Source organism: Microbacterium sp. WCS2018Hpa-23, assembly GCF_031843845.1.
Lineage (GTDB): Bacteria > Actinomycetota > Actinomycetes > Actinomycetales > Microbacteriaceae > Microbacterium.
Genome location: NZ_JAVTIZ010000002.1, coordinates 292,623 through 315,834, shown reverse-complemented (window position 1 = coordinate 315,834; position 23,212 = coordinate 292,623). Strand labels below are relative to the sequence as shown.

At 64.8% G+C, this 23,212-nt stretch carries 15 protein-coding genes and 3 pseudogenes; 14 read left to right on the top strand and 4 right to left on the bottom strand.

The features are described 5' to 3' along the window. Position 1: 1 nt before the first annotated feature. Genes RQG77_RS05005 through RQG77_RS04990 form a run of 4 tightly spaced genes read left to right on the top strand, consistent with a single transcriptional unit; the run spans position 2 to position 6,246 of the window. Positions 2–1,354 carry an extracellular solute-binding protein gene (locus RQG77_RS05005; protein WP_311243716.1) on the top strand — a complete coding sequence of 451 codons (1,353 nt, stop codon included), beginning with the start codon at positions 2–4 and terminating at the stop codon, positions 1,352–1,354. Between the two features lie 10 nt (positions 1,355–1,364). Next, a complete protein-coding gene (locus RQG77_RS05000) occupies positions 1,365–2,294 on the top strand; it encodes a sugar ABC transporter permease (protein WP_311243715.1) in 930 nt (309 codons plus the stop codon). After that, positions 2,294–3,181 carry a carbohydrate ABC transporter permease gene (locus RQG77_RS04995; protein WP_311243714.1) on the top strand — a complete coding sequence of 296 codons (888 nt, stop codon included), beginning with the start codon at positions 2,294–2,296 and terminating at the stop codon, positions 3,179–3,181. The genes RQG77_RS05000 and RQG77_RS04995 overlap by 1 nt, the downstream gene beginning before the upstream one ends. 41 nt (positions 3,182–3,222) lie before the next feature. Continuing rightward, positions 3,223–6,246, top strand: coding sequence for a glycoside hydrolase family 38 C-terminal domain-containing protein (locus tag RQG77_RS04990; protein WP_311243713.1), 3,024 nt, complete (start codon positions 3,223–3,225; stop codon positions 6,244–6,246). 63 nt (positions 6,247–6,309) lie between these two features. Here RQG77_RS04990 and RQG77_RS04985 read toward each other — a convergent pair. Both RQG77_RS04985 and RQG77_RS04980 read right to left on the bottom strand, forming a co-directional pair. Next, positions 6,310–6,447 (bottom strand): annotated as a pseudogene (locus tag RQG77_RS04985) (SDR family oxidoreductase); the annotation flags it as partial. A gap of 363 nt (positions 6,448–6,810) precedes the next feature. Further along, positions 6,811–7,023 (bottom strand): annotated as a pseudogene (locus RQG77_RS04980) (tyrosine-type recombinase/integrase); the annotation flags it as partial. A gap of 690 nt (positions 7,024–7,713) precedes the next feature. Here RQG77_RS04980 and RQG77_RS04975 point away from each other — a divergent pair. Together RQG77_RS04975 and RQG77_RS04970 are read left to right on the top strand one after the other, a co-directional pair. Beyond that, positions 7,714–9,774 carry a serine hydrolase domain-containing protein gene (locus tag RQG77_RS04975; RefSeq protein WP_311243711.1) on the top strand — a complete coding sequence of 687 codons (2,061 nt, stop codon included), beginning with the start codon at positions 7,714–7,716 and terminating at the stop codon, positions 9,772–9,774. Positions 9,775–10,364: 590 nt separating this feature from the next. Beyond that, positions 10,365–11,375, top strand: coding sequence for a LacI family DNA-binding transcriptional regulator (locus tag RQG77_RS04970; protein WP_311243710.1), 1,011 nt, complete (start codon positions 10,365–10,367; stop codon positions 11,373–11,375). A gap of 46 nt (positions 11,376–11,421) precedes the next feature. Here the strand turns inward: RQG77_RS04970 and RQG77_RS04965 are convergent, their stop codons facing one another. Further along, positions 11,422–12,063: a beta-galactosidase trimerization domain-containing protein gene (locus RQG77_RS04965; RefSeq protein ID WP_396653389.1), complete on the bottom strand. Its 642-nt coding sequence runs from the start codon at positions 12,061–12,063 to the stop codon at positions 11,422–11,424. A gap of 352 nt (positions 12,064–12,415) precedes the next feature. Here RQG77_RS04965 and RQG77_RS04960 point away from each other — a divergent pair, with 352 nt between their 5' ends. The 8 genes and pseudogenes from RQG77_RS04960 (at position 12,416) to RQG77_RS04925 (ending at position 22,415) form a co-directional block, all read left to right on the top strand. Beyond that, a complete protein-coding gene (locus RQG77_RS04960; protein ID WP_311243708.1) occupies positions 12,416–13,474 on the top strand; it encodes a LacI family DNA-binding transcriptional regulator in 1,059 nt (352 codons plus the stop codon). A 206-nt stretch (positions 13,475–13,680) separates the two neighbouring features. Continuing rightward, the gene (locus RQG77_RS04955; RefSeq protein WP_311243707.1) at positions 13,681–14,784 is read left to right on the top strand and encodes a sugar ABC transporter substrate-binding protein; all 1,104 of its coding nucleotides are present in this window, start codon (positions 13,681–13,683) and stop codon (positions 14,782–14,784) included. Positions 14,785–14,824: 40 nt separating this feature from the next. Continuing rightward, positions 14,825–15,772 carry a carbohydrate ABC transporter permease gene (locus RQG77_RS04950; RefSeq protein ID WP_396653388.1) on the top strand — a complete coding sequence of 316 codons (948 nt, stop codon included), beginning with the start codon at positions 14,825–14,827 and terminating at the stop codon, positions 15,770–15,772. Beyond that, on the top strand, positions 15,769–16,605 hold the full coding sequence (locus RQG77_RS04945) for a carbohydrate ABC transporter permease (RefSeq protein WP_311243706.1): 837 nt from the start codon (positions 15,769–15,771) through the stop codon (positions 16,603–16,605). The genes RQG77_RS04950 and RQG77_RS04945 overlap by 4 nt, the downstream gene beginning before the upstream one ends. Before the next feature lie 5 nt (positions 16,606–16,610). Continuing rightward, positions 16,611–18,653 carry a hypothetical protein gene (locus RQG77_RS04940; RefSeq protein ID WP_311243705.1) on the top strand — a complete coding sequence of 681 codons (2,043 nt, stop codon included), beginning with the start codon at positions 16,611–16,613 and terminating at the stop codon, positions 18,651–18,653. Positions 18,654–18,677: 24 nt separating this feature from the next. Next, positions 18,678–20,720, top strand: a complete 2,043-nt coding sequence (locus RQG77_RS04935) for a beta-galactosidase (RefSeq protein WP_311243704.1) — start codon at positions 18,678–18,680, stop codon at positions 20,718–20,720. 106 nt (positions 20,721–20,826) lie between these two features. Continuing rightward, a pseudogene (locus tag RQG77_RS04930) lies at positions 20,827–21,721 on the top strand (IS5 family transposase). Between the two features lie 43 nt (positions 21,722–21,764). Further along, the gene (locus RQG77_RS04925) at positions 21,765–22,415 is read left to right on the top strand and encodes a DUF6226 family protein (RefSeq protein ID WP_311243703.1); all 651 of its coding nucleotides are present in this window, start codon (positions 21,765–21,767) and stop codon (positions 22,413–22,415) included. Positions 22,416–22,425: 10 nt separating this feature from the next. Here the strand turns inward: RQG77_RS04925 and RQG77_RS04920 are convergent, their stop codons facing one another. Next, positions 22,426–23,196, bottom strand: a complete 771-nt coding sequence (locus tag RQG77_RS04920) for an MBL fold metallo-hydrolase (RefSeq protein WP_311243702.1) — start codon at positions 23,194–23,196, stop codon at positions 22,426–22,428. Positions 23,197–23,212 lie beyond the last annotated feature (16 nt).

Genomic DNA, 23,212 nt, shown 5'->3' with positions numbered 1-23,212 from the left:
GATGCGAACGAAGCCCCTCGCCGCCATCGGCGCGATCATGGTCGGCGCGGTCGTCCTCTCGGGATGCGGTGCGTCCGGGGACGCGGAGACGTCCGACACCGGAGATCGCACCATCACCGTCGCGTATCAGAAGACGTCCGCCTTCCACCAGCTCGATGATCTCCTCCAGAAGGTCAAGCCCGAGTTCGAGGCGGCGAACCCCGGCGTGACGGTCAAGCTCCAGCCGATCGAGTCCGAGGACGAGTACTTCACGAAGCTCGCCCTGATGAACGGCTCACCCGACACCGCGCCCGACGTGATCTATGAGGACACGTTCCAGCTGCGCTCCGACGCCGCTGCCGGCTACCTGCTCCCGATCGACGACTACCTCGCCGACTGGGACGACTGGGACCAGTTCTACGATGCGGCCAAGGAGGCCGGGCTCGGTGGAGACGGCAACACCTACGGCATCTCGATGGGCACTGACACCCGTGCGATTTACTACAACAAGGAGATCTTCGCCGCGGCGGGACTCCCCACGGACTGGCAGCCCGAGTCGTGGCAGGACATCATCGATGCTGCCGAAGCCGTGAAGGCGTACGACGCCGACCTGATCCCGCTGAACATCTACGGCAGCAAGAGCGCCGGGGAGCAGACGTCGATGCAGGGCCTCGAGATGCTGCTCTACGGCACCGAATCCACGCTGTACGACGCCGACTCCGACAAGTGGGCGGTGGGATCCGAAGGACTCACCGACGCCTTCGGCTTCTACGGCACGCTCTACGAGAACGATCTGGCGACTCCTCTCGATCTCGCCCTCGACTCGACCATCGGCAGCCGCGTCTCCACGGAGCTGCTCCCCGAGGGAAAGCTCGCCATGGCGATCGACGGGTCCTGGCTTCCCGGCGGCTGGATCAGCGGTGACAGCGCCTGGGACGGCTGGGAGGACACGATCGGTCTCGCCAAGATGCCGACGCAGGACGGCGGCGACCCCGGCTTCACCTCGATGTCCGGGGGCTGGACCCTGGCGGTCGGCGCTCAGACGAAGCACCCGCAGACGTCCTTCGACTTCATCGCGATGGCACTGAACCAGGAGAACTCCCTCAAGTACGACACCGAGAACAGCCAGATCGCCGTCCGCGAGGACGTCGCGACCGACGATGCCTATCTCTCGTACAACCCGACCTTCGCGTTCTTCTCGGACCTCGTGCAGTACACGCACTTCCGTCCGACCACGCCGGACTACTCGCAGATCACCAGCGCGCTCCAGCAGGCCACCGAATCGGTGATCACCGGAGAAGCGACCCCGGAGGACGCGGCCAAGACCTACGACGATGCTCTCACCCAGATCGTCGGCTCGGACAAGGTCGAGTAGGTATCCCGCAGTGACCTCTGCATCCGCAACGCGTCGCCCGGCCCCGGTGCCCACCGGGGCCGGGCGGCGCGCCCCGCTCCGCGACCTGGCGCGCTCCGTCCCGCTTCTGCCCGCCGTGGTGCTGCTGGTCGTGTTCCTGCTCGGGCCGATCATCTACGCCATCTGGGGGTCGTTGACCAACCGCGCCCTCACGGGCTATCGGGCAGCACAGCCCGAGTACGTCGGACTCGACAACTACATCTCGCTGTTCACCGACCCGAACTTCTGGACGGCGCTGGTCCTCACGGTCGTGTTCGTGCTGTTCTCCGCGATCATCGGTCAGAACGTGCTCGGCCTCGGCGTCGCCGCGCTCATGCGCATCGGCTCCCAGTCGGTCAACAGCATGGTCGGCGCGCTCATCGTCGTCGCCTGGGTGATGCCCGAGATCGTCGCCGCCTTCGCCCTCTACGCCTACTTCTCGAAGGACGGCACACTCAACGCGCTGCTGGAGACCGTCGGCATCCCCGCGGTGAGCTGGCTCATCGAGTACCCGATGTTCGCCGTGATCCTCGCCAACGTCTGGCGTGGCACGGCCTTCTCGATGCTCGTCTACGGTGCCGCTCTCAACGAGGTGCCCCCTGAGGTGATGGAGGCTGCACAGCTCGACGGTGCGAACGCCGCCCAGCGCTTCTTCCTCGTCACCATCCCGATGATCCGCCGTTCGATCTCGACGAACCTGATGCTCACCACCCTGCAGACGCTCGGGACCTTCGGGCTCATCTGGGTGATGACCAAGGGAGGACCGGGCGTCTCGAGTTCGACTCTCCCCGTCCTCGCCTATCAGGAGGCGTTCCAGTACTCCCAGATCGGCTACGGCACGGCGATCGCTGCGGTGACCCTCGTGCTCGGCGCGATCTTCGCCATCTTCTACATCCGCATCCTCAAGCCGGAGGTCGACTGATGACCGCCACCGAAGCAATCGTCCGCCCCTCCGTCAGCCGCGGCCCGCGGATATCCGTCGCGTCGCCTGTGAAGCGCCGCTCCGCGTGGCTCGCCAACACCGTCCTGATCGTGGTCGGTGTCGTGTTCCTCGTGCCGATCGCGTGGATCGTGTTCTCTGCGGTGTCTCCGTCGGCGACGGTGTCGATCTCAGTGCCGGAGCGTCTCACGTTCGACAACTTCGTCTCGGTGTTCGACTGGTCGATGACGCTGCTGCCGTTGTGGAACTCGACGCTGATCTCGTTCGGCACCGCACTCATCACCGTCGTCGTCGGCGTGCTCGCCGCGTACCCGCTCTCGCGGCACAACTCCCGCTTCCAGCGCGGCTTCATGTACTCGGTCCTGTTCGGTTCCTGCCTGCCGATCACGGCCATGATGGTGCCGGTCTACGCGCTCTTCGTGCAGCTGAAGATGCTCGACTCGCAGGTCAGCGTGATCCTGTTCATGGCTGCCACGTCGTTGCCTATGGCGATCTGGATGCTGAAGAACTTCATGGACTCGGTGCCGGTCTCCCTCGAGGAGGCGGCATGGGTCGACGGCGCCTCCTCCATGCGGGCGCTGTGGACCATCGTGCTGCCGCTCATGCGCCCCGGTATCAGTGTCGTCTTCATCTTCGTGTTCACACAGGCGTGGGGGAACTTCTTCGTCCCGTTCGTCCTGCTGTTCAGTTCGGAGAAGATGCCGGCGGCCGTCGCGATCTTCACCTTCTTCGGTAATCACGGCGCCGTCGCCTACGGGCAGCTCGCCGCGTTCGCCGCGTTGTACTCCGTGCCGATCCTCGTCCTGTACCTGCTCGTGCAGCGTCTGTCCGGCAGCAGCTTCGCGCTGGCCGGCGGCGTCAAGGGCTGATCTCCGCACTTCGCACACCCCCGATCCAGAAAGCACCACACATGCACGACCGCACAGCGCTCATCGAGATGCGCATCGACCGATTCATCCGCGAGCGCCTTCGTCCGGCGCGTCACCGGCTGTCCCACCCGCTCGAGATCCGCGCGTGGGAAGCACCGGGGGAGCCGGTGCCCTTCACGGATGCCGTTCAGGCGGACTACACGCCCACGGCGGTGGGCTCCGCATGGGGTCGCCCCTGGGGCACGACGTGGTTCCGAGTGAGCGGGCAGGTCCCCAGCGAGTGGCGCACAGCATCCGGCGATCTGCCGGAGAACACTCGGGCAGAGCTCATCGTGGACCTCGGCTTCACGGCCGGGCAGAGCGGCTTCCAGGCCGAGGCTCTCGTCTGGGGTCTCGACGGGCGGCCGATCAAAGGCATCTCCCCGTTCAACAACGCGGTCGCCGCAGCGGTGCAGCCGGACGGGCACGTCGACGTGCTTCTCGAGGCGGCCTCGAATCCCGATGTGGGCAGCATATTCACGTTCGACCCGACCGAGCTCGGCGACCCTGAGACCACGGGTGCCGACCCGATCTACGTGCTCCGCGTCGTCGACGTGGCCCTGCGCGACCTGACCGTCGAGTCGCTGCTCGACGACACGGTGATCCTGCGCGGACTCATCGGCGAGCTGGATGCCTCCTCGCCCCGGAGGGCCGAGATCGTGCAGGCACTGGATCGGATGATCGACCTCGTCGACCCGCATGACGTCGCGGGCACGGCGGCCGAGGGCCGTGAGGCGCTCCGAGCGGTCCTGGCGAGCCCCGCCCATGCCAGCGCGCACGTGCTGCATGCCGTCGGGCACGCGCACATCGATTCGGCCTGGCTGTGGCCTGTGCGCGAGACGGCTCGCAAGGTGTCGCGGACCTTCTCGAACGTGCTCTCGCTGATGGACGAGAACCCCGACGTCGTGTTCGCCAGCTCGTCGGCACAGCAGTTCGCCTGGATCAAAGAGCGCTATCCGGAGATCTGGGAGCGTCTGGTCGCACGTGTCCGCGAAGGCCGGTTCGTCCCGGTCGGCGGCATGTGGGTCGAGTCGGACACGAACATGGTCGGCTCCGAAGCACTCGCCCGTCAGCTCATCGAGGGGAAGGGCTTCTTCCTCAGGGAGTTCGGGATCGACACCCCCGAGGTCTGGCTGCCCGACTCCTTCGGCTATAGCGGCGCCCTCCCTCAGATCATCAAGGCCTCAGGCTCCAAGTGGTTCCTCACGCAGAAGATCTCATGGAACGAGACGAACCGGATGCCGCATCACACGTTCCTCTGGGAGGGTCTCGACGGGACACGTGTGTTCACGCACTTCCCGCCCGTCGACAAGTACAACTCGGATGCCTCGCAGGCCGACCTCGCGCACGCGCAGCGGAACTTCCAGGACAAAGGCAGAGCCCGTGTCTCGCTGCTGCCGTACGGGTACGGCGACGGCGGAGGCGGTCCGACCCGTGAGATGGCTGCGCAGGTCGAGCGCGCGGGGTCGCTGGAAGGGTCGCCGATCGCCCGGCATTCCACGCCGCAGGCGTTCTTCGAGCAGGCCGAGGCCGAGTACCCGTCTCCCGAGGTGTGGAGCGGCGAGCTGTACCTCGAGTTCCACCGCGGCACGTACACGAGTCAGCTGCGCACCAAGCAGGGCAACCGTCGCAGCGAGCACCTGCTTCGCGAGGCCGAGCTCTGGGCGGCGACGGCGTCGGTCCGAACCGGACGCGCATACCCGGCCGAGCAGCTCAAGCGTCTCTGGCAGCTCGTCCTCCTTCAGCAGTTCCACGACATCCTGCCGGGAACGTCGATCGCCTGGGTGCACCAGGATGCCGAGCGCAACTACGCGGCGATCGCCGTCGAGCTCGAGCAGATCATCGCCGACTCGCTGCGCGCGCTGGTCGGCGACGGCACGCGCAGCCTCGTGGTCAACGCAGCCCCGCACGCGCATGCCTCGGTCGGCGCGCTGGCGATCGGTGAGGCGGATGCGGTCGCCCCGGTCGCACCGGTCGCGGCCGACGGCGGGTTCGTCCTCGACAACGGGATCGTGCGTGCGACGATCGATGACCGCGGCGTGCTGACGTCGATCATCGACCTGGCGAGCGGCCGCGAGGTCGTGCCGGCAGGCCAGAGCGCCGGGGTCTTCCAGCTGCACCGGGATACGCCGACGCAGTGGGACGCCTGGGACATCGACGAGCACTACCGCCGCAACGTCACCGACCTCCTCGATGTCGACGACATCGAGATCGTCGACGGTGCCGTGGTGATCTCGCGCTCGTTCGGGGCGTCGACCCTGGTGCACAGCATCCGTCTCGATCAGGGATCGCGAACCCTGAAACTGGCTGTCGACGTCGACTGGCGCGAGCGGCAGAAGCTGCTCAAGCTCAGCGTCCCCGTCGACGTGCACACCGACCACGCCTCCTCCGAGATCCAGTTCGGGCACATCGTGCGTCCGACCCACACCAACACCTCGTGGGATGCCGCGCGCTTCGAGACCGTGGCGCATCGGTGGGTCAGAGTGGGCGAGAGCGACTTCGGTGTCGCGGTCACCAACGACTCCACCTACGGCCACGACATCACCCGGCACCCGCGCGAGACGGGCGGAACCTACTCGACCGTACGGCTCTCGCTGGTCAGGGCGGCGCTGTTCCCCGACCCGCAGCAGGACCAGGGCCGGCATCATCTGGAGGTGGGCGTCGTGGTCGGCGGCGAGCTCGTCGACGCGATCGCCGAGGGATACCGCACGAACCTCGCACAGCGCCGTATCGAGGGCGCAGACGACGTGCAGCCCCTCGTCTCGATCGATCACCCGGGTGTGGTGGCCGAGGCTGTCAAGCTCGCCGAAGACGGCAGCGGCGACGTCATCGTCCGGCTGTACGAGGCGCTCGGACGTCGGGCCGACGCCACCGTCACCGTGGGGTTCCCGAGCCGTGACGCCAGCGAAGTGGACCTGCTCGAGCGCGAGATCGAGCACGCTGCACTGTCGGGTCAGGATGCCGACGGCATCCGTCTGACGCTGCGTCCGTTCCAATTGGCGACGTTGCGGCTGCCTCGATCCTGAGCAGTGGGAGGGACACCGACGCGCGGAGTCCCTCCCGCTGTGCGGCGCAGGGCGCAGGGCGCATCAGCGAATGGACGAGCCGATCGAGAGTCCTCCGTCGACGTCGCGAACCACGCCCGTGATATAGCCGGCCGCTTCTGAGGCGAGGAACGAAGCGGTTTCGGCGTTGTCCGACGGGTCTCCGATGCGCTTCATCGGCACGGTGCCGATCAGCAGCCCTCTCGCTGCGTCGTTCATCGAGTCGAGCAGCACCGGCTGCGCGCCCACGTCACATCGAGCAATCTCCCCGCTGGGATCTGGACCGGGGGCCTGACGGCGTTGTCGCGAGAGGTCTTGCTCGCGACAACGACGTCGCGAATCTGAGATCAGGTGATCGAGCCTCACTGGATACGGAAAAACCCCCGATTTCTCGGGGTTTCCATGGCGGTGACGGTGGGATTTGAACCCATGTTTGCACGGCGAAAACAAGCGGGCACCTTCGGACTTTCCCGGAATTGCGGGGATGAAGCTCACATCTGCTCACAACACATCACCAGTGGATGCATCGACTCCGTTACTGCTGCGTTACCGCTGAAGGGCGAATGAGCGCTGGCGATCCAGCGCCGTCGCGACGTCGCCCAGGTCGTCATCGAAGAGGTCCGCATACGTGTCGAGTGTCATGGATGCACTCTTGTGACCCAGCATGCGTTGCACAGCTTTAACGTTCGCGCCCGCGCTGATGGCCAACGAAGCTGCTGTATGACGAAGGTCGTGCGGCGTGATGCGCTGCATGACAGCCCGAAGCGCTTCGCCTCGAGCCCGCTCCTCCGCAGCAGCTGTAGCGTCGGCCTTCCGGGCACGCTTGCTTGCTCCTTCCCTGTCTGGCCGTTTACCGACGATAAGACCACTTATCGTTGCTATCCAGCGCAGCACTGCGGGTGCCCTGGACCGCGCACCTGCGCGCGCTACCCGGCCCGTCGCCGTCGCCGTCGAGGACGACGCGACTCACGACCTGACCGCCGCTCCGAAATTAAAAACGTCCTCGAGCACGCCTTTCGCCGACCGATCGACAAGAGGACCGCCCAGCACATCCGAGCGCTCGCCATCACGCAGGACGACGCGCCGAAGGGTCCGCCCGGCGGCCGATGGCCGTTTACCGGCGAACCATGGTCGCACGGAATCGCGGCCACTTGCCCTCCGGTGGGTGACTCTGGTGGCCCATGGGCGCGAGAAGCATGTCATGGTCCGTGCATCCACCAACCCTGTACATGGCCGCAACGGAAGCAATTGTCCAGACCACCCTGAAAACGGACGAGCCACCTCTACTGTCCCCGTCAGGACGGCAGACGAGGCGAGAACGACCCCTAACAACGCAGCGGGTCGCCCCTTCCCCCGATGAATAACGTCGGGTCTCTCTACCCTTGGACCGGTGCGACTAAGAACGCAGCGCGCAACCCTGTTCGGCGTTCACGCGCGTGAGGTCGCGGAATGGCTTCGCGAGATATGCGCTCAAGGCGGCCACGACACGCACTGGGTGCGGGGCTCAGGGGTTGCACCCAGTGCGAGCGCAGGACCGGCGACTGCCAGGATGGCAGTGTGACTTCTCTTTGGCGTTCGTTTGTCGGTTTTTTCGTGGTTGCGGGGATCTTGGCATCTACGACGGCTTGCTCCTCGCAGGTCACGAGGCTTGAGCCCGCGCCCGTGCAGACAGCGGAGCTTTCGTCGGGGAATGTCGAAGCGTGGTTGGACGCGGTGCTGCCGGCCGCTTTGGAGCGCGAAGGCGTGGTCGGTGCCACCGTCTCGGTCGTCGCGAATGGGGAGATCATCGCCGCGCGAGGATATGGGAGCGTCGGCACTGCGGACGACGCTGCCCAGACCGTTGATGCCGAGTCATCGCTTTTCCGGATCGGTTCGATCTCGAAGGTGTTCACGGCGACCATCGTGATGCAGCTCGTCGAGGAAGGAGAACTGCACCTGGATGCTCCGGTGCAGGACGTCTTGGACTTCTCGCTGCCCACGAGTTTTGACGAGCCGATCACGATGCGTCATCTGTTGACGCACACGGCAGGCTTTGAGGACGAACTAGCCGGGCTCATCACCGCCCCCGGCGGTGAAACGGTATCCCTCCGTGATGCGGTGGCGATCGATCCACCCGCTCAGATCTTCGAACCTGGCTCGACTCCCGCGTACTCGAACTACTCCAACGGGCTTGCGGCGTATGTCGCTGAACGTGTGACGGGGGTCCCTTTCGAGGTCTTGGTGCAGGAGCGCATTTTCGACACGATCGGGATGACGACCGCGACCATGGCACAGCCCCTTCCCGCGGATCTTCAAAGGAACATGTCGGCCGGATATCGCTTCGCGGGTTCTCCCGAGGTTCCGTTCGAGGTCGTCTCGCCGGCTCCCGCGGGAGCGATCTCAGCGACCGCCATCGACATGGGCCGGTTCATGCTCGCCCAGCTTGGCGACCCAGACGCGGGTCTGATGCAGCCGCAGAGTCTGGCCCTGATGCATGAGCCCGCTCTGACGAGTGGAGACCTCGGAGGCCTCGCGAAGGGCCCGGTGATGACCCTCGGGTTCTTCGAGCGCGATCGAAACGGCCACCGTGTCCTCAGCCACGGCGGCGATCTCACCGCATTCCACGCACAACTGGAGATCTACCCCGACGATGGCGCCGGAATCTTCGTTTCGCTGAACAGCTCCGGTCTTCACCCGGATTCCTCCACAGTGATCCGAGACGAACTCACCAGAGACTTCGCCGATCGTTACTTCCCCGATGATCGACCGGATCAGAAACCGACCGGCACGACTGCTGCCCATGCGGAGGCGATTGCGGGAACCTATCAGCTCTCCCGTCGCGGGGAAACAACGTTCATCCGAGCGTTCTTCATCCTCTCGAGCATCGACATCACCGCGGACGGCTCCGGCGGCGTGACGATTTCTGCGATCGTCGACCGAACAGGGACACCAGTGCCTTTCGTCGAGACCGAGTCTTGGGTGTGGTCGGAAGTGGGGGGCCACCGGATCATTGCAGTGGACCAGCGAGATGGTGAAGTCATCGCGATCGGGTTCGATCCCGCGTTCACGTTGCAGCCCATGCCGGCAGAACGGAGGGCGTTGCCGATCGTCGCTGGCCTCTCACTCGTCATCCTTGTGACGTACCTCGTCGCGCACCCTGTCATCGCGCTCGTGCGCCGTCTCCGTCAGCGGCAGGACGACCAACCAACTGCGTGGAAACGTACGGGATGGGCGGCGTGGACAGGCGCACTCAGTTTGCTGCTGTCAGCCCTGCCCTGGTCAGCAGTTGCCGGCGCACTGCTCACAGACGGCCCGGCTCCCGATGCTCTCATCATCCGAACCGGGCAGGCCCTCCTCGCAGTCGCGGCGCTGGGGATCGTTCCCGCGGCCTGGCGCACCGTGTACTCCTTCAAACGACGCCGACACCGCTGGCTACACGTGATGGGAGCGATCAGCCTCACCGCTGCCTTCGCGGGCCTAATCTTCACGCTGCTCGTCGGTGGGATCCTGCAACCCAGCCTCAGCTACTGAGTTTCCACGCCACAACAGAGGACTGCTTACGGCAGAGCCGGGACCTCCCCGCCGGGTACTCGGACGGAAAGTGCGGTCACGTTGCTTCATCCCGCGTCGATCTCAACGATCCGAGGCAGGCGGCGTGCCATTCGGCCACCGCGTAGCGCCGCTGCTACTGGGCCGTCTCGAGCGCGCGTGATCGTTGAAAGTTCAGCCGAAATCCCTCGCCGAGACTCGGTTGCGACGAGCGCTTGCGGCGGGGTTCCGAGCTCCTCCTCCGAACCGCGCCACAAACGTTCGTTTGAGCCCGGCGCTGAATGCCCCCCCGGTTCCTCTCCGGTTTGACTCACCCGCTGCGTCTTTCCGAGCCAGACAGCTGGAATGCCGTCGCTAGTCCCCGGAGACTACTTCTCCGCCAGTCGCACGCCAGTCGACGAGACCGCGTGCCATTTTGCGACGTTATAGCCCCCCTCCACAAGGTCCGTCGCTCGCAATATCGCCGGATCTAGTGTGTGCATGTAGAACCGCGAGACCACGGGAAGCGCTTCCGCCGTTATGATGGGCAACATCATGCGGAGACCGAAGCCCCGAACCACGGAGGGATGAAGATGGTGAGAGTGGTCCCGCGCACCCCCACCATGGATGACGTCGCCGAGCTTGCGGGGGTGTCGCGCACCACCGTCTCGCGGGCGTTCAGCAACACGGTGACCGTCGACCCCTTGCTGTCGAAGAAGGTTCACGATGCCGCGGCGAAGCTGCGCTACTCCCCCAGTCAGATCGCGCGCGGTCTCGCTAAAGGACGAACGCATTCGGTAGGAATCCTCGTGCCTGAACTCGACAACCCCATCTTCCAGCGCACCCTCACCGGACTCTCGCAGGCGGCGGGCGAGGACAGCTATCAGGTGCTGATCGCCGACTCGTCGGAACGACTCGCGAACGAGGCGGAGCTGATCACCGAGCTGCGGCGCCGATGCGACGCGATCGTGCTGTGCTCGCCGCGGATGGATGACGCCGAGCTTTCAGAGCTCGTCGCGCGTCTCGGTCCGGTCGTGATGATCTATCGCTCCGTGCCCGTTCGCGGAGTCCCGGTCATCGCTGTCGGCCTGGAGCACGGTGTGAGATTGCTCGCAGAGCACTTGCACGGGCTCGGACACCGTCACATCGCCTTCCTCGACGGCGGCGAGAAGTCCCGATCGGGCGCGCGGCGATTCGCCGCTCTCGAGGAGTTCTGCGCCGCTCACCCCGATGTGCGTGTGAGTCGCGTGACAGGCGGGGGAACGATCCAGGCGGGATACGCCGCAGCAGACGACGTGCTGGCCACCGAGGCGACAGCGGTGATGGCCTTCAACGACGTCGTCGCGATGGGCCTGCTCAGCGCGCTGCAGCGTCGCGGCGTCGCTGTTCCTGATCAGCTCTCGGTGACCGGCTTCGACGACATCACCTTCAGTGAGTTCACCAACCCGCCGCTCACGACGGCGGCGATTCCGGCCGAGGAGCTCGGTCGTCTCGCCTGGGAGCGGCTGCACGCGTTGCTGGTCGAGGGCGAGACGGATGACGGAACGACGGTCGTCCCGACCGTGCACCTGCGAGCCTCGACATCCTCGGTGCTTCGGGGCTGACACAGGGCGCCGCTGTCCGGGCCCGGTCGACGCCCCCTCCCGTCGACTATCTGTCGCACTTCAGGACGGCGACTGCCGCGGCTTCGAGATTCAGAGTGTCCCCTGCAGCGCGGACCGCTCCCCCCGCGAGCAGATCCGTCGCGTTCCGAGGAAGATCGATCTCCACAACGCGCTGCCCATGATTGAGGAGGAAGAGATACGACACCTCCGGTCCGTGCCTCTCGACCGCCTCGACGCCGGCCGGCGTCTCGAGCACAGGGCGCACCTGCGCATCGTCGAGCACGGTGTCGAGCACGCGGTGCATGCCCGCTTCACTCAACTGGGTGCCCAGGTACGTCACCACTCCGTCTCCGAGCTCGTGACGCAGCGCCGCCGCCTGTCCCTCGAGATGTCCATCGGCGTACGTTGCGAGCACCGTCGCAGCAGCCGAGACGAGGTCGTCCTGCCACAGACCGGCATCCGCCTCTGATCCGCTCAGGTTCACGCGAATCCGCTCCTCCGATGGCAGTGGCGAGATCTCGCGCACGCGTCCGCCGATGAGCGACAGCAGACGGCCGGGGTAGCCGCCGGGGATCACCCGATAATGCTCGTCCACGATGCCCGAGAAGAAGGAGATCAGCACGTGTCCGCCCGACCTCACGTATGCGTTTTCCTTACTCTCGCCAGACACGCAGTCTGAACAAGTCATCCCCGAAACTGGTACGCCCTCCGAGACCGCACCCGTGACAGTCCCGGAATAGTGATGGAGTCAACACACTCGTGCATCTGGCGCTCGCGGCTTTGAGGCGAAGCTCGATGCGATCAGTCATGGTGCACTCGTTCACGAGTCCGAGTCTGTCCGAAAATACCGATAATGGGATCATCCGGCGGGCGCTGGGTAAGAGTTCGCCGTGGAGAAGGTCCGTGGAGCCAACGAGGCGATCGCCCCGCCCGCTCATAGTCGCTAGGTCGAACAATTCTCATCGGAACTGCGTGGCGATATGACCGGGTTCACTTCATCCAAACGATCGATGCGCTTCAACTGCGTATACCGTCGAGACATGGACTATGGCAGCATCGGGAAACCTCGTGTCACCAGCGCGGACGTTGCGGCACTCGCAGGCGTGTCCCAGAGCACTGTCTCGTACGTGATGACAGGAAAGCGAACCATCTCGGACGACACCCGAGAGCGCGTGCTGGCCGCCATGAAGAAGCTCGGCTTTCAGCCGAACGCCGGTGCGCGCGCACTGGCCGGGCGTCGCAGCAACGTGATCGGACTGCTGATCCGACTGGACACGACCACCGACATGGAAGGCACCCTGCCGTTCATCGACACCATCACGCGCGTGGCCCGAGAATTTGACTACGACGTGGTGCTGGTCACCGGCGAGGATGGGGCGGCAGAGATGGAACGTCTCGCCGGCCGCTCGGTGGTTGACGCGATGATACTCATGGACATTCGCGATGTGGATCCACGCCTCGATGCCGCGTCGGACCTCGGCGTACCGGTGGTCCTCATCGGCGTCCCCGGTGGGACTACTCTGTTCGATGCCTTCGACTTCGACGTGACGGCCGCCGCAGAGATGGCCGTCGAGGAGCTGGTACGAGATGGGGCCGACCACATCACTCTTGTCGGAGAACCTCCAGCTGTCTCGTCTGAAGGCTACGGATTCATTCGCGGATTCGAAGAGTCCGCGCAGCGCGCGGCTGACTCTGCCGGCCTGCCCCTGCAGATCGTCCGGCCTCCCGTTCCGGGAGTCGCCGGCTTTCACGCGGTCGCCGATCAACTGCTTTCCGAGCCGGGCAGAGCAGGGATCATCGCGCGGGCTCCGCAGGTGGTGAGCTGGACGCTTCATCACCTGAGTTCCCTTGGAGTGACGCCCGGACCCGACGTCGGGTTGGTCGGTCTATGCACGGACGAGGCAGCGACTGCGTTCACCGAGGAAGTGACCAATGTCTCGCCGGAGCCGCGAGCCGTGTCGCGAGCAGCAGTCGAGCGATTGGTGCAGCGATTGGCGGGCATTGAACCTGCGCACACCCCTCGGGCCACTCTCCTTCCTCCGCGGCTGACCAGACGCGCCACTACGCGCGGTCACGAACAGGCAACGAACGCTCGCTAGTCGACGAAGCGACGTGTTACTGTCGATGCGCATCGATTCGATGCGCATCGACAGTCGAAGTTGACTCTGGAGGACCCGAAATGACTCAACGGCGAGCAGCATGGACCGCTGTCCCACTTGCCCTCTTCACCATTGGAGCACTCGCTCTGTCCGGTTGCAGCGGTAGTAACGCCGCCGCACCAGGCGACGACGCCGACAGTATCCTGTTGGAGCGTCCCGCTGGCTCGACCAACGACAAGAAGGTCTACGACGACGTTCTCGCCGCCTGCGAGGAGACCACTGGCGTCACCATCGAAACGCAGGACGTCCCCTACGACGGATACCTGGCGAAGGTGCTCCAGCAGGTGTCGTCCAAGACAATGCCCGACGTTCTGATGCTGGACAACGGGGACCTTCCGCAGATCGCATCATCCGGCGCCCTCGCCCCGCTGTCAGACTTCGACATCAACGTCGACGGATACGCCGACGGCGTCATCGAGGCATCCAGTTACGATGGCGATCTCTATGCCGTGCAACCAGTCGCGAACACCATCGCTTTGTTCGTGAACACGGATATGCTCGCTGCAGCAGGTGTCGACGTCCCGACCACGTGGGACGAGCTGAAGACCGCGGCCGCGGCGCTCAGCGGGAATGGCAAGTACGGCATCGCATTCTCCGCCACCGCCACCGAGGAGGGGACGTTCCAGTTCCTACCGTTCTTCTGGTCCAACGGCGGCGACGAAACGGACATCGCCACCGAGGCCGGAGCGGAAGCGCTGCAGCTGTGGGTAGACCTCGTCGACAGCGGTTCGGCCTCTGAGTCGGTGCTCACCTGGACGCAGGCTGACGTCAACGACCAGTTCGTCGCCGGCAACACCGCGATGATGGTCAACGGCCCCTGGCAGTTCCCGTCGCTTGACGAAGCCGGTGTCCCCTACGAGGTCGTCTCGATCCCCGCCCCGCAAGATGGCGACGAGATCATCTCTCCTCTGGGCGGAGAAGTCTGGACGATTCCGCAGACCGGCAACGAAGCCAAGATGACCGCAGCAGCCTCGGTCGTCGAGTGCCTCGGCAGCGACGAGAGCCAGATGGCGCTCGCCTCCGGTCGCGATCTGGTTCCCACCAACACTGAGCTCGTGGATCAGTTCATCGCTGAGAACCCGAAGATGGCCGGTTTCGCCGAGCAGGTCCCCGGCCTGCGCGCGCGCACCGCCCAGCTCGGCGCGGATTACACCGCCGCCAGCGAAGGCATCTACACCGCCATCCAGACGGCCCTGACGGGCGGCGCAGACCCTTTGACCGCGCTGCAGCAGTCTGCACCGAACAAGTGACCTACATGCAGGCAGGGGCCATGCGGCCCCTGCCTGCAGTATGCAGGGAGACCCCGTGACCTCGACAATCGCGTCCTCGACGCCCCCGCGCCGCAGACGAATGACACTACGCGCCGAACGATGGCTTCAGTTGGCTTTCGTCGTCCCGGCAGCGCTCTATCTCGTTCTGTTCTTCGGCTACCCCATCGTGCAGAACGGCGTGATGAGCTTTCAGGAGTTCACCACTCGCACGTTCTTCACCGGTGAAGCGCCGTGGGTGGGATGGTACAACTACGTCGAGGTGATCTCTTCCCCCGGCTTCGGCCGAGTCATGATGAACACCGCGATCTTCACTGTCGTCTCCATCGTCGCTCAGTTCGTCATCGGCCTCGCACTCGCCGTCTTCTTCCGACGACGCTTTCCGCTCAGCGGTGTCGTGCGCTCGCTCCTCCTGCTTCCCTGGCTCATACCTCTCATCGTGTCGAGCGCGATCTGGCGCTGGATGCTCGACAAGGACTCAGGGGTCATCAACCAGGTGCTGTCTGGTCTCACGGGATCAGACGTGTCCATCGGATGGCTGACGGACGTGAACATCGCCCTGCCCGCGGTCATCCTCGTGAACGTCTGGCTGGGCATCCCGTTCAACATGACGATCCTCTACTCGGGTCTGCAGGACATCCCCGAGGAGTTGTATGAGGCAGCGGCGCTCGATGGCGCGACCGGATGGCGAGCCTTCTGGGCCATCACCTGGCCCATGCTGCGTCCAGTCACCGGAGTGGTCGTGCTCCTTGGTGTCGTCTACACGTTGAAGGCCCTCGACATCATCCTCGGTCTCACAGGCGGCGGCCCCGCCGGGTCGACAGAGACGCTGGCCACAGAGGCTTACCGTCTGTCGTTCGGCCAGTTCGACTTCGGTGCGGGTGCCGCTGTCGGCAACATCCTCATCGTCATCTCTCTCATCTTCGCGGTCCTGTATCTGCGAGCAAACAGGAAGGCGGTGGACGAATGAGCTCCGCCGGACTCATCGGTGCCAGCCGCGGTTGGCGCCGCCCCGTCGACGCAGCCGTCGGCATACTCATCCTCGCGGTGCTGCTCTTTCCCGTTTACTGGATGGTTAACGTCTCGCTACAGCCCGGAGGCCGCGCAGTCGGCACCCCGTGGTTTCCGCTCAACCCAGACATCGGCGGCTACGTTCAGGCACTCGAAGAACAAGGCGCGAACCTGATCACCAGCATCATCGTGTCGTTGGGCAGCGTCGTCTTCTCTCTCGCCGTCGCCGCCCCCGCGGCCTACGCACTCGCCAAGTTCCGCTCACGCTGGCTGACAGGCCTGCTGTTTGCGATCCTCGTCAGCCAGATGGTGCCGGGCATCGTCGTCGCCAATGCTCTGTACTCGATGTACAACCAACTCGGACTGCTGAATTCCATCGTCGGGCTCATCATCGCCGACTCCAGCGCCGGTATACCCTTCGGAATCCTCGTGATGCGCGCGTTCATGATGAACATCCCGCAATCCATCGTCGAAGCAGCACGCGTCGACGGCGCGGGAATCATCCGCACGTTCTGGTCCATCGTGCTGCCGGTGAGCCGCAACGCGCTCATCACCGCAGCGATGTTCACCTTCCTCTTCACCTGGGGCGATTTCCTCTTCGCCCTCACTCTCACCACGACCGCGGATGTTCGTCCCGTCACGCTCGGGCTGTACTCATATCTCGGGTCGTACGTCAACGATTGGAGCGCTGTCATGGCGACCGCCGTGCTCGCTTCCATCCCCGCTATCGCAATGCTCGTCGCCGCCCAGAAGTTCATCGCTGCCGGCGCCACAGGAGGTGCCGTCAAATGACGCTCATGGCCGACCGTACAGTCGCAACCCGCCAGTTCATCCTCGGAGCCGGCAGTTTCACTCTCGACGAGCGCACAGGAGCTCCCGTCCAGTTCATCGATGCAGAGTCACCAGACCGCCAGTTCCTTCTCGAGTTGACCTCTTCGTGGCACTCGGACGAGCACCAGTGGGGCTCCGGATTCGTCATCACCGACAAGGGTGCCGTCCGATGGAACGCACCGTCAGACCTGGAGTGGACAGAAACCTCCAACCGCGCAATCCACGCCGCGTCCCAAGGCCTGCGCATCGTCGTCGAACGCGACTGGGAGAACGAGCAACTGCGCGAGCGTTACACATTCCGAAACATCTCTGACAGTCCGATGTCTCTCCGCTCCGTGGGGATCCAGACCCCGTTCAACGATGTCTACGAAGGCGCGAGCGACGCACTGGCCCAAGCGGTTCACGCCCACGTGTGGACAGGCGGATCATGGGCCTGGGTTCTCGCCCAACCTATGAGCGGTCAAGGCCGCACTCTCGGGCTGATCGTGCGACAGGGGGCACTATCCGCGTACTCGGTCGAATCGCGGAACCCCAATACGCTGTCCAACGCACGCGGTCACATCGTCCTCCACCCCACCGACGCTGGTCGGAACCCCTCAGCATTCGGTGGACAGACACCGATCCTTCTCGCACCCGGCGAATCATGGACGGTCGAATGGACGGTCGGCTGGTACGACCACACCGAGGCGTTCGTCGAGGACACTGCCCCGCCCGCACTCCTCGAAGATGTCGCCGTCCCGTGGACCCAGCCGCTCTTGATCAAGACCTCGCAACCCGTCCTCTTCGAATCGGGCGAGGTTGCCCTCACACGCGACGGTGTGGTCCTTCGTGCGGCGACGCCCGGCCTGCACGCCGTGAGAATAGGAGACTCAGCCACAGAGCTGCTTTTCCACGCTCCAGTATCCGAAGTCGTCAGCGACCGAGTGCGCTACATCCTCACGCATCAGACCGCTATCGAGCGGTCCGGCACGTTGTCCCACGCGTTCGTGCCTGTGAACACGGAAACCCTTCTCACACAACTCACCAACGGGTGGAGTGACTGGACCGATGGGTCCGAACGCATCGGCATGGCGATCCTCATCCAGCAGGCTCGTCTGCGCGGCCTCGTCGCAGACGACGCGGACGCTGCGTTGGACGGTTGGGCCGCATTCGCTCGACAGCATCTTCTCGATTCCACCGCGGCCCCGCGGCGAGGCTCTCAGGACCACCACACCGGTCCTCGTCTCTACGACGCACCATGGCTGGCGCTGTTCTTCGCCATGCGCGCTGAGCACCTTCGCGCCCAAGGTGCGCACGACAGGGCCGCCTCCGAACTCGACCTCGCAGCACGCATCCTCGAACGCGCCTACGAGCTCGGCGCCGAGCGATTCCTCGCCATTCTGCAGAGCGACGCCGTCGAGCGCGTCGCGAACGATCTGGAGCAGACAGGAGACTCTCACCGCGCAGCCTCGTTGCGCGACCTTCTGGTGGCGAGCGCCCGTAGTTTCGTCGCCGCGGGCCGGGATCTGCCTGCCCACGAAGTCCACTACGAGCAATCCATCGTCGCCCCGCTCACGAGCCTCCTTGCCAGCGCCTATCGGCTCACGGGTGATGAGGTCTTCCTCCCGGCCCTCGAGGAGCGCATCGATTGGATGATGGCCTTCGGCGGCCCGCAGCCTCACGCGAGGCTTCGAGACGTCAGCATCCGCCACTGGGACGGATATTGGTTCGGACAGCGCCGACAGTGGGGCGACATCTTCCCTCACTACTGGAGCACACTCACCGCCGTCGCCCTTCTTCGACTACCCGAGCACATGGTGACACCCGACCGCAGACGTCATGCGGACAACATCCTGGCAGCGAACATGGCTAACTTCGGCCGAGACGGGTGGGCGACATGTGCCTTCATCTTCCCGTCCACGGTCGACTCCGAGCCTGCTCACACGGCCGATCCTCTGGCCAACGACCAGGACTGGCACCTGGTCATGTGGCTCATGCTCGACGAGTGGGGCCTCGCGCCCCTCCGCTGAACACCACCGACTCGAGAGGAAACCGTGTACTACGGCGCAGACTACTACCCCGAGCAGTGGCCCGAGGAGGTGTGGGAAGAAGACGTCGCACTCATGCGAGAAGCGGGCGTCAACCTCGTCAACGTCGGCATCTTCGCGTGGTCACGCATCCAGTCGGCCGAAGGCCACTACGACTGGGGGTGGCTCGACCGCATCCTCGATCTGCTTCACCGCAACGGCATCGGCGCGGGCCTTGCGACGGCAACCGCGTCGCCGCCCCCCTGGGCTACAGCTGCGTACCCGGAGATGCTCCCCCACGATGCCGACGGCACCGTATTCTCCCCCGGTGCGCGCCAACACTTCTCCCCGACGTCTCCGGACTACCGGCGCTTGGCCTCAGAGCTCGTCGAGGCCATCGCGACGCGCTACGCCACCCATCCCGCCGTCAAGCTCTGGCACGTCGACAACGAGTTGGGGTGCCACCTGCATTACGACTACTCGAATCACGCTGCGCGCGCGTTCCGAGAGTGGTTGCAAGAGCGCTTCGGCACCATCGACGCACTGAACCGAGCATGGGGGACGACGTTCTGGTCGCAGATCTACACGGACTTCGAGCAGATACTCCCCCCGCGCAAGGCCACGTACGGCGTGAACCCCGCGCACCTGCTCGATTTCAAGCGCTTCACCTCGGATGCTCTGCTCGGGCTGTTCACGATGCAGCGCGACATCATCCGCAGCGCTGGCGCGATGCAGCCCGTGACCACGAACTTCATGGGCGCCTTCCCCCCGGCTGACTATTGGAAGTGGGCGAAAGAGATGGACGTCATCGCCGATGACAACTATCCCGACCCCAATCTTCCGGAATCGTTCCGGGATTCTGCTTTTGCCCGCGACCTGATGCGCTCCCTCAAGCCCGGGGTGCCATGGATTCTGATGGAACAGAGCACGAACGCCGTCAACTGGCGTCCGACCAACGCGCCCAAGAAGCCCGGCCAGATGGCGGCGTTGTCGATGCAGGCAGTGGCGCACGGCGCCGATGGCATCATGTTCTTTCAATGGCGGCAATCGCAGCGAGGCGTCGAGAAGTTCCATTCGGCGATGGTTCCGCAGGTGGGGACAGACTCGCAGGTGTGGCGCGATGTCGTTGCGCTCGGCACCCAGCTCCGAGCCCTCCCCGAGACGGCTCCCGACAGCCATGCGCGGATCGCGCTCGTCTTCGACTGGGAGTCGTGGTGGGCTCTCGGTTCCGGTCATCACCCGGTCAGTATCCGATATGACGAGGTGGTGCAGCGGTGGTACAACGCTCTGCACCGCCTGCACTACTCCATCGACTTCGTCCATCCGCGCAGCGATCTCGGCGCGTACGCGCTGGTCATCGCGCCGACCGTGTACTTGCTCGACGATCTCGGCGCAGAGAACCTCGCCGCTTTCGCGCGCAGCGGTGGGACCCTTCTCGTCTCCGCGTTCTCGGACGTCGTCGACGAGGACGACGCGTTCATCCACGGCGGGTTCCTGACTCGCCTCAGCAGCACGCTCGGCATCCGCCTGGAGGAGTTCGGCGCCCTGGTGCCACCACCCGCGGCAGTCTCGTCGAAGTCCGCCGGAGAGCCCGCCTCTGCGACCGGCTCAGAAGGCGTCGGCGAGCGCGAAGCCCCGTTCGACGGTCCCAGCGGAGGCGGCAAAGGCCAGTACCTCGCCGAGGTCATCCACCCCACCACAGCATCGGTGATCGGACGGTTCACAGCAGGAAGAAATGAGGGCAGAGCCGCATTGACCGCCAACAAGGCAGGCCGGGGAAATGCCCTGTATATCGCTACGATCCCGGACGACGCAGGCATGACCGGACTGGTGCGCTATGCGGCCGGCATCGCAGGCATAGATCCGGAGATCTCTCACGGGTCTCCGTGGCTCGAGGCCGCACGTCGAGGAGGCATGCTAACCGTCCTCAACCATGGGGACATCCCGCACACCTTCACTCACGCTGACCGCACGTTCACCGTGGATCCGTTCGCATGGGTACAAATCGAGGACGCAGCGCTGGATCGGCGAGTCTCCCTACCGGCGTCGCCTGGACATAGCCAGTTGTGACCACCGTCGCCCGGCCTTCAATAGTTGCAACGACGGCAACGGCGCATCGTTGCGCTAGGCCGTGTTGATCAATTGGTTCCGCCACCGGCTGGGTGAGTCTTGAACTGTGACGCGGCAGGAGATCTCTGATGAGGTGTGGTCGGTTACGGAAGCGTTGAGGCCGACGGTGACCGGGCGGTCGCGGCCGTGGACAGATCATCGACTCGCTCTCGACGGGATGGCGTGGAAGTACCACACCGGGGCGCCGTGGCGGGACGTGCCGGAACGGTTCGGGAAGTGGAACTCGATCTACAAGCGGTTCAATCGGTGGGCCGAGGACGGCACCTGGGAGAAGCTGCTTGCCGAGGTGCAGAAGCAGACCGACGCTGCCGGGAAGATCGACTGATTGTCTCGATCGACTCGACCATCGCGCGCGTGCATCAGCACGGTGCGACTTTTACAGCGGGACACAGGGGGCTCTGTCGAATCACAAGAATCCGTGTTTCGAGCCGCCTGATCACGGCATCGGCCGCTCCCGTGGCGGGCTGACGACCAAGCTGCACCTGGTCTGTGACGGCCGCGGTACACCGCTGGGGATGATGGTCACCGGCGGGAATGTCAACGACACGACGATGATGACCGCTGTGCTCGAGGACAGCTGCGTGTTGCGCTCCGGGAAGGGCAGGCCCCGCACCCGTCACGACCGGCTGCTCGCCGATAAGGGATACCCGTCGAAGGCGAACCGCGCATGGCTCCGCGACCGCGGGATCGCCGCGACGATTCCTGAGTGCGACAACCAGATCGCTCACCGTCGCAAGAAGCCGGGCCGGCCGATCAACTTCGGCGACCAGCAAAAGACCCGCTACCGCGGCCGGAACGTCGTCGAGCGCTGCTTCAACCGGCTCAAGCAGTGGCGCGGCATCGCGCTGCGCTCATACAAGACCGCACGCAGTTACCGCGCCGCGATCACCCTCGCCGCCACCCTGATCTGGATCAAGACGGACCTGTCCCGTCCGGCCTGAGCACGGGCCGGACGGGACCGCAAGGATGAGGCAGGATGACGCAATGAGTTCCTACGTCCGCCCCTTGATCGACGCGCCGGTATTCCGCGATGCTGACGGTGCCGTGATCAGCTACGGGAATCGGTGGCACGAGTCACCTCCGGAGGAAACCTACTCGGTCGACACACATCCCGAGCGGTTCGCACCGCTCCACGTTGTCGCCAATGCCCTGATCGCGCACCTCCGAGAGACGTACGACGTCGAGGTCGATGAAGGTGTTGAGGCGGCGGGCGATCTGCTGCGTCCCGCATTTCATGATGTGGTGCGCGCTGTGCGGATACGGCCCAATGATCCGAAGTGCGCCTCCTTGGCGTTGGTTTTCACCGCCTACCCGGGGATCTACATGCACCCGGGCCTGTTGCACGACTTCCACTACCCAGTCTGCGGTTGCGACGCATGCGACTCGAACTGGCAGGCCGAAGCCGATGAACTCGAGCAGCAAGTGTTCGCGACCGTCAGCGGCAACTACCGAGAGACGATTGAACGCGGACTTCGCCCCTGGGTCGACTACGCCTTCACCTATCCCGACGGCGCGAGCTCCGGAAGGTCCCGCTCCCAAGATCTTCCTGCCCAGCGCCTCAAAGAGGCCAAACCCATCCTCCGAGCCCTTCCCGAGGGATGGGATTCCTGGCCGCGCTCGGCCTCAGCCTCTTGATCAACACGGCCTAGGCGTACACGAGCCTGTCGGATAGGCCCGCAGCACGGAACGCGTCGGTGAGGTCGTCCCGAGTTCCTTGGAAGTGTGCCCAGCCCTCGAAATGCGCAGGGATCACACGGCGAGCGCCCAAAGCCCGTGCCACCCACGTTGCTTGGTTGTTGTCGAGGGTAACCAGCTGTGCGTCGAGCATGGGCTTGTGACGCACTCCACCGAGGAACAGGATCGCCGTGTCGATAGGGGCGCGCCGGTCGGAGATCTGCTGGACGTAGTCCAGCGATGCGTTATCGCCGCTGATGTACACGCTGGGATGCCCCGGCGCGGTAAGTAGGAATCCGATGACGTCTCCGGAGATTGCCTCACTCCCTTCCGGACCGTGGCGCGCCGGCAAACCCGTCAAGGTCACGAGGGTACCGCCAGGGGCGGTGAGGCTGGCTTCGTCCCAGAACTCCAGCCCGTGGGCGTTTGCGCCGAGGCGGCCCGCGCCGCTAACTGTGGTGAATACGACGCGTGCTCGCGGGAGGAAGGCGCGGCCACCGCGATCGAGATTGTCGTCGTGCTCGTCGTGGGAGAGCAGAACAGCGTCAATCTGACCAATTTCGTTCGGGCCGAGCGGGGACGCACCGGTCTTAGTCATCGAGTAGCCGGGCATCACGGGGTACTCGCCCGGGCCGTCGAAGGTGGGATCGGTGAGGAATCGGAGACCGGCGTACTCGATCAGCACTGTCGGTCCGCTGAGCACTCGGATGGAAAAATCAATCGGGGCGGGTGTGGTGGTCATGAGGCTATCCTTCGGA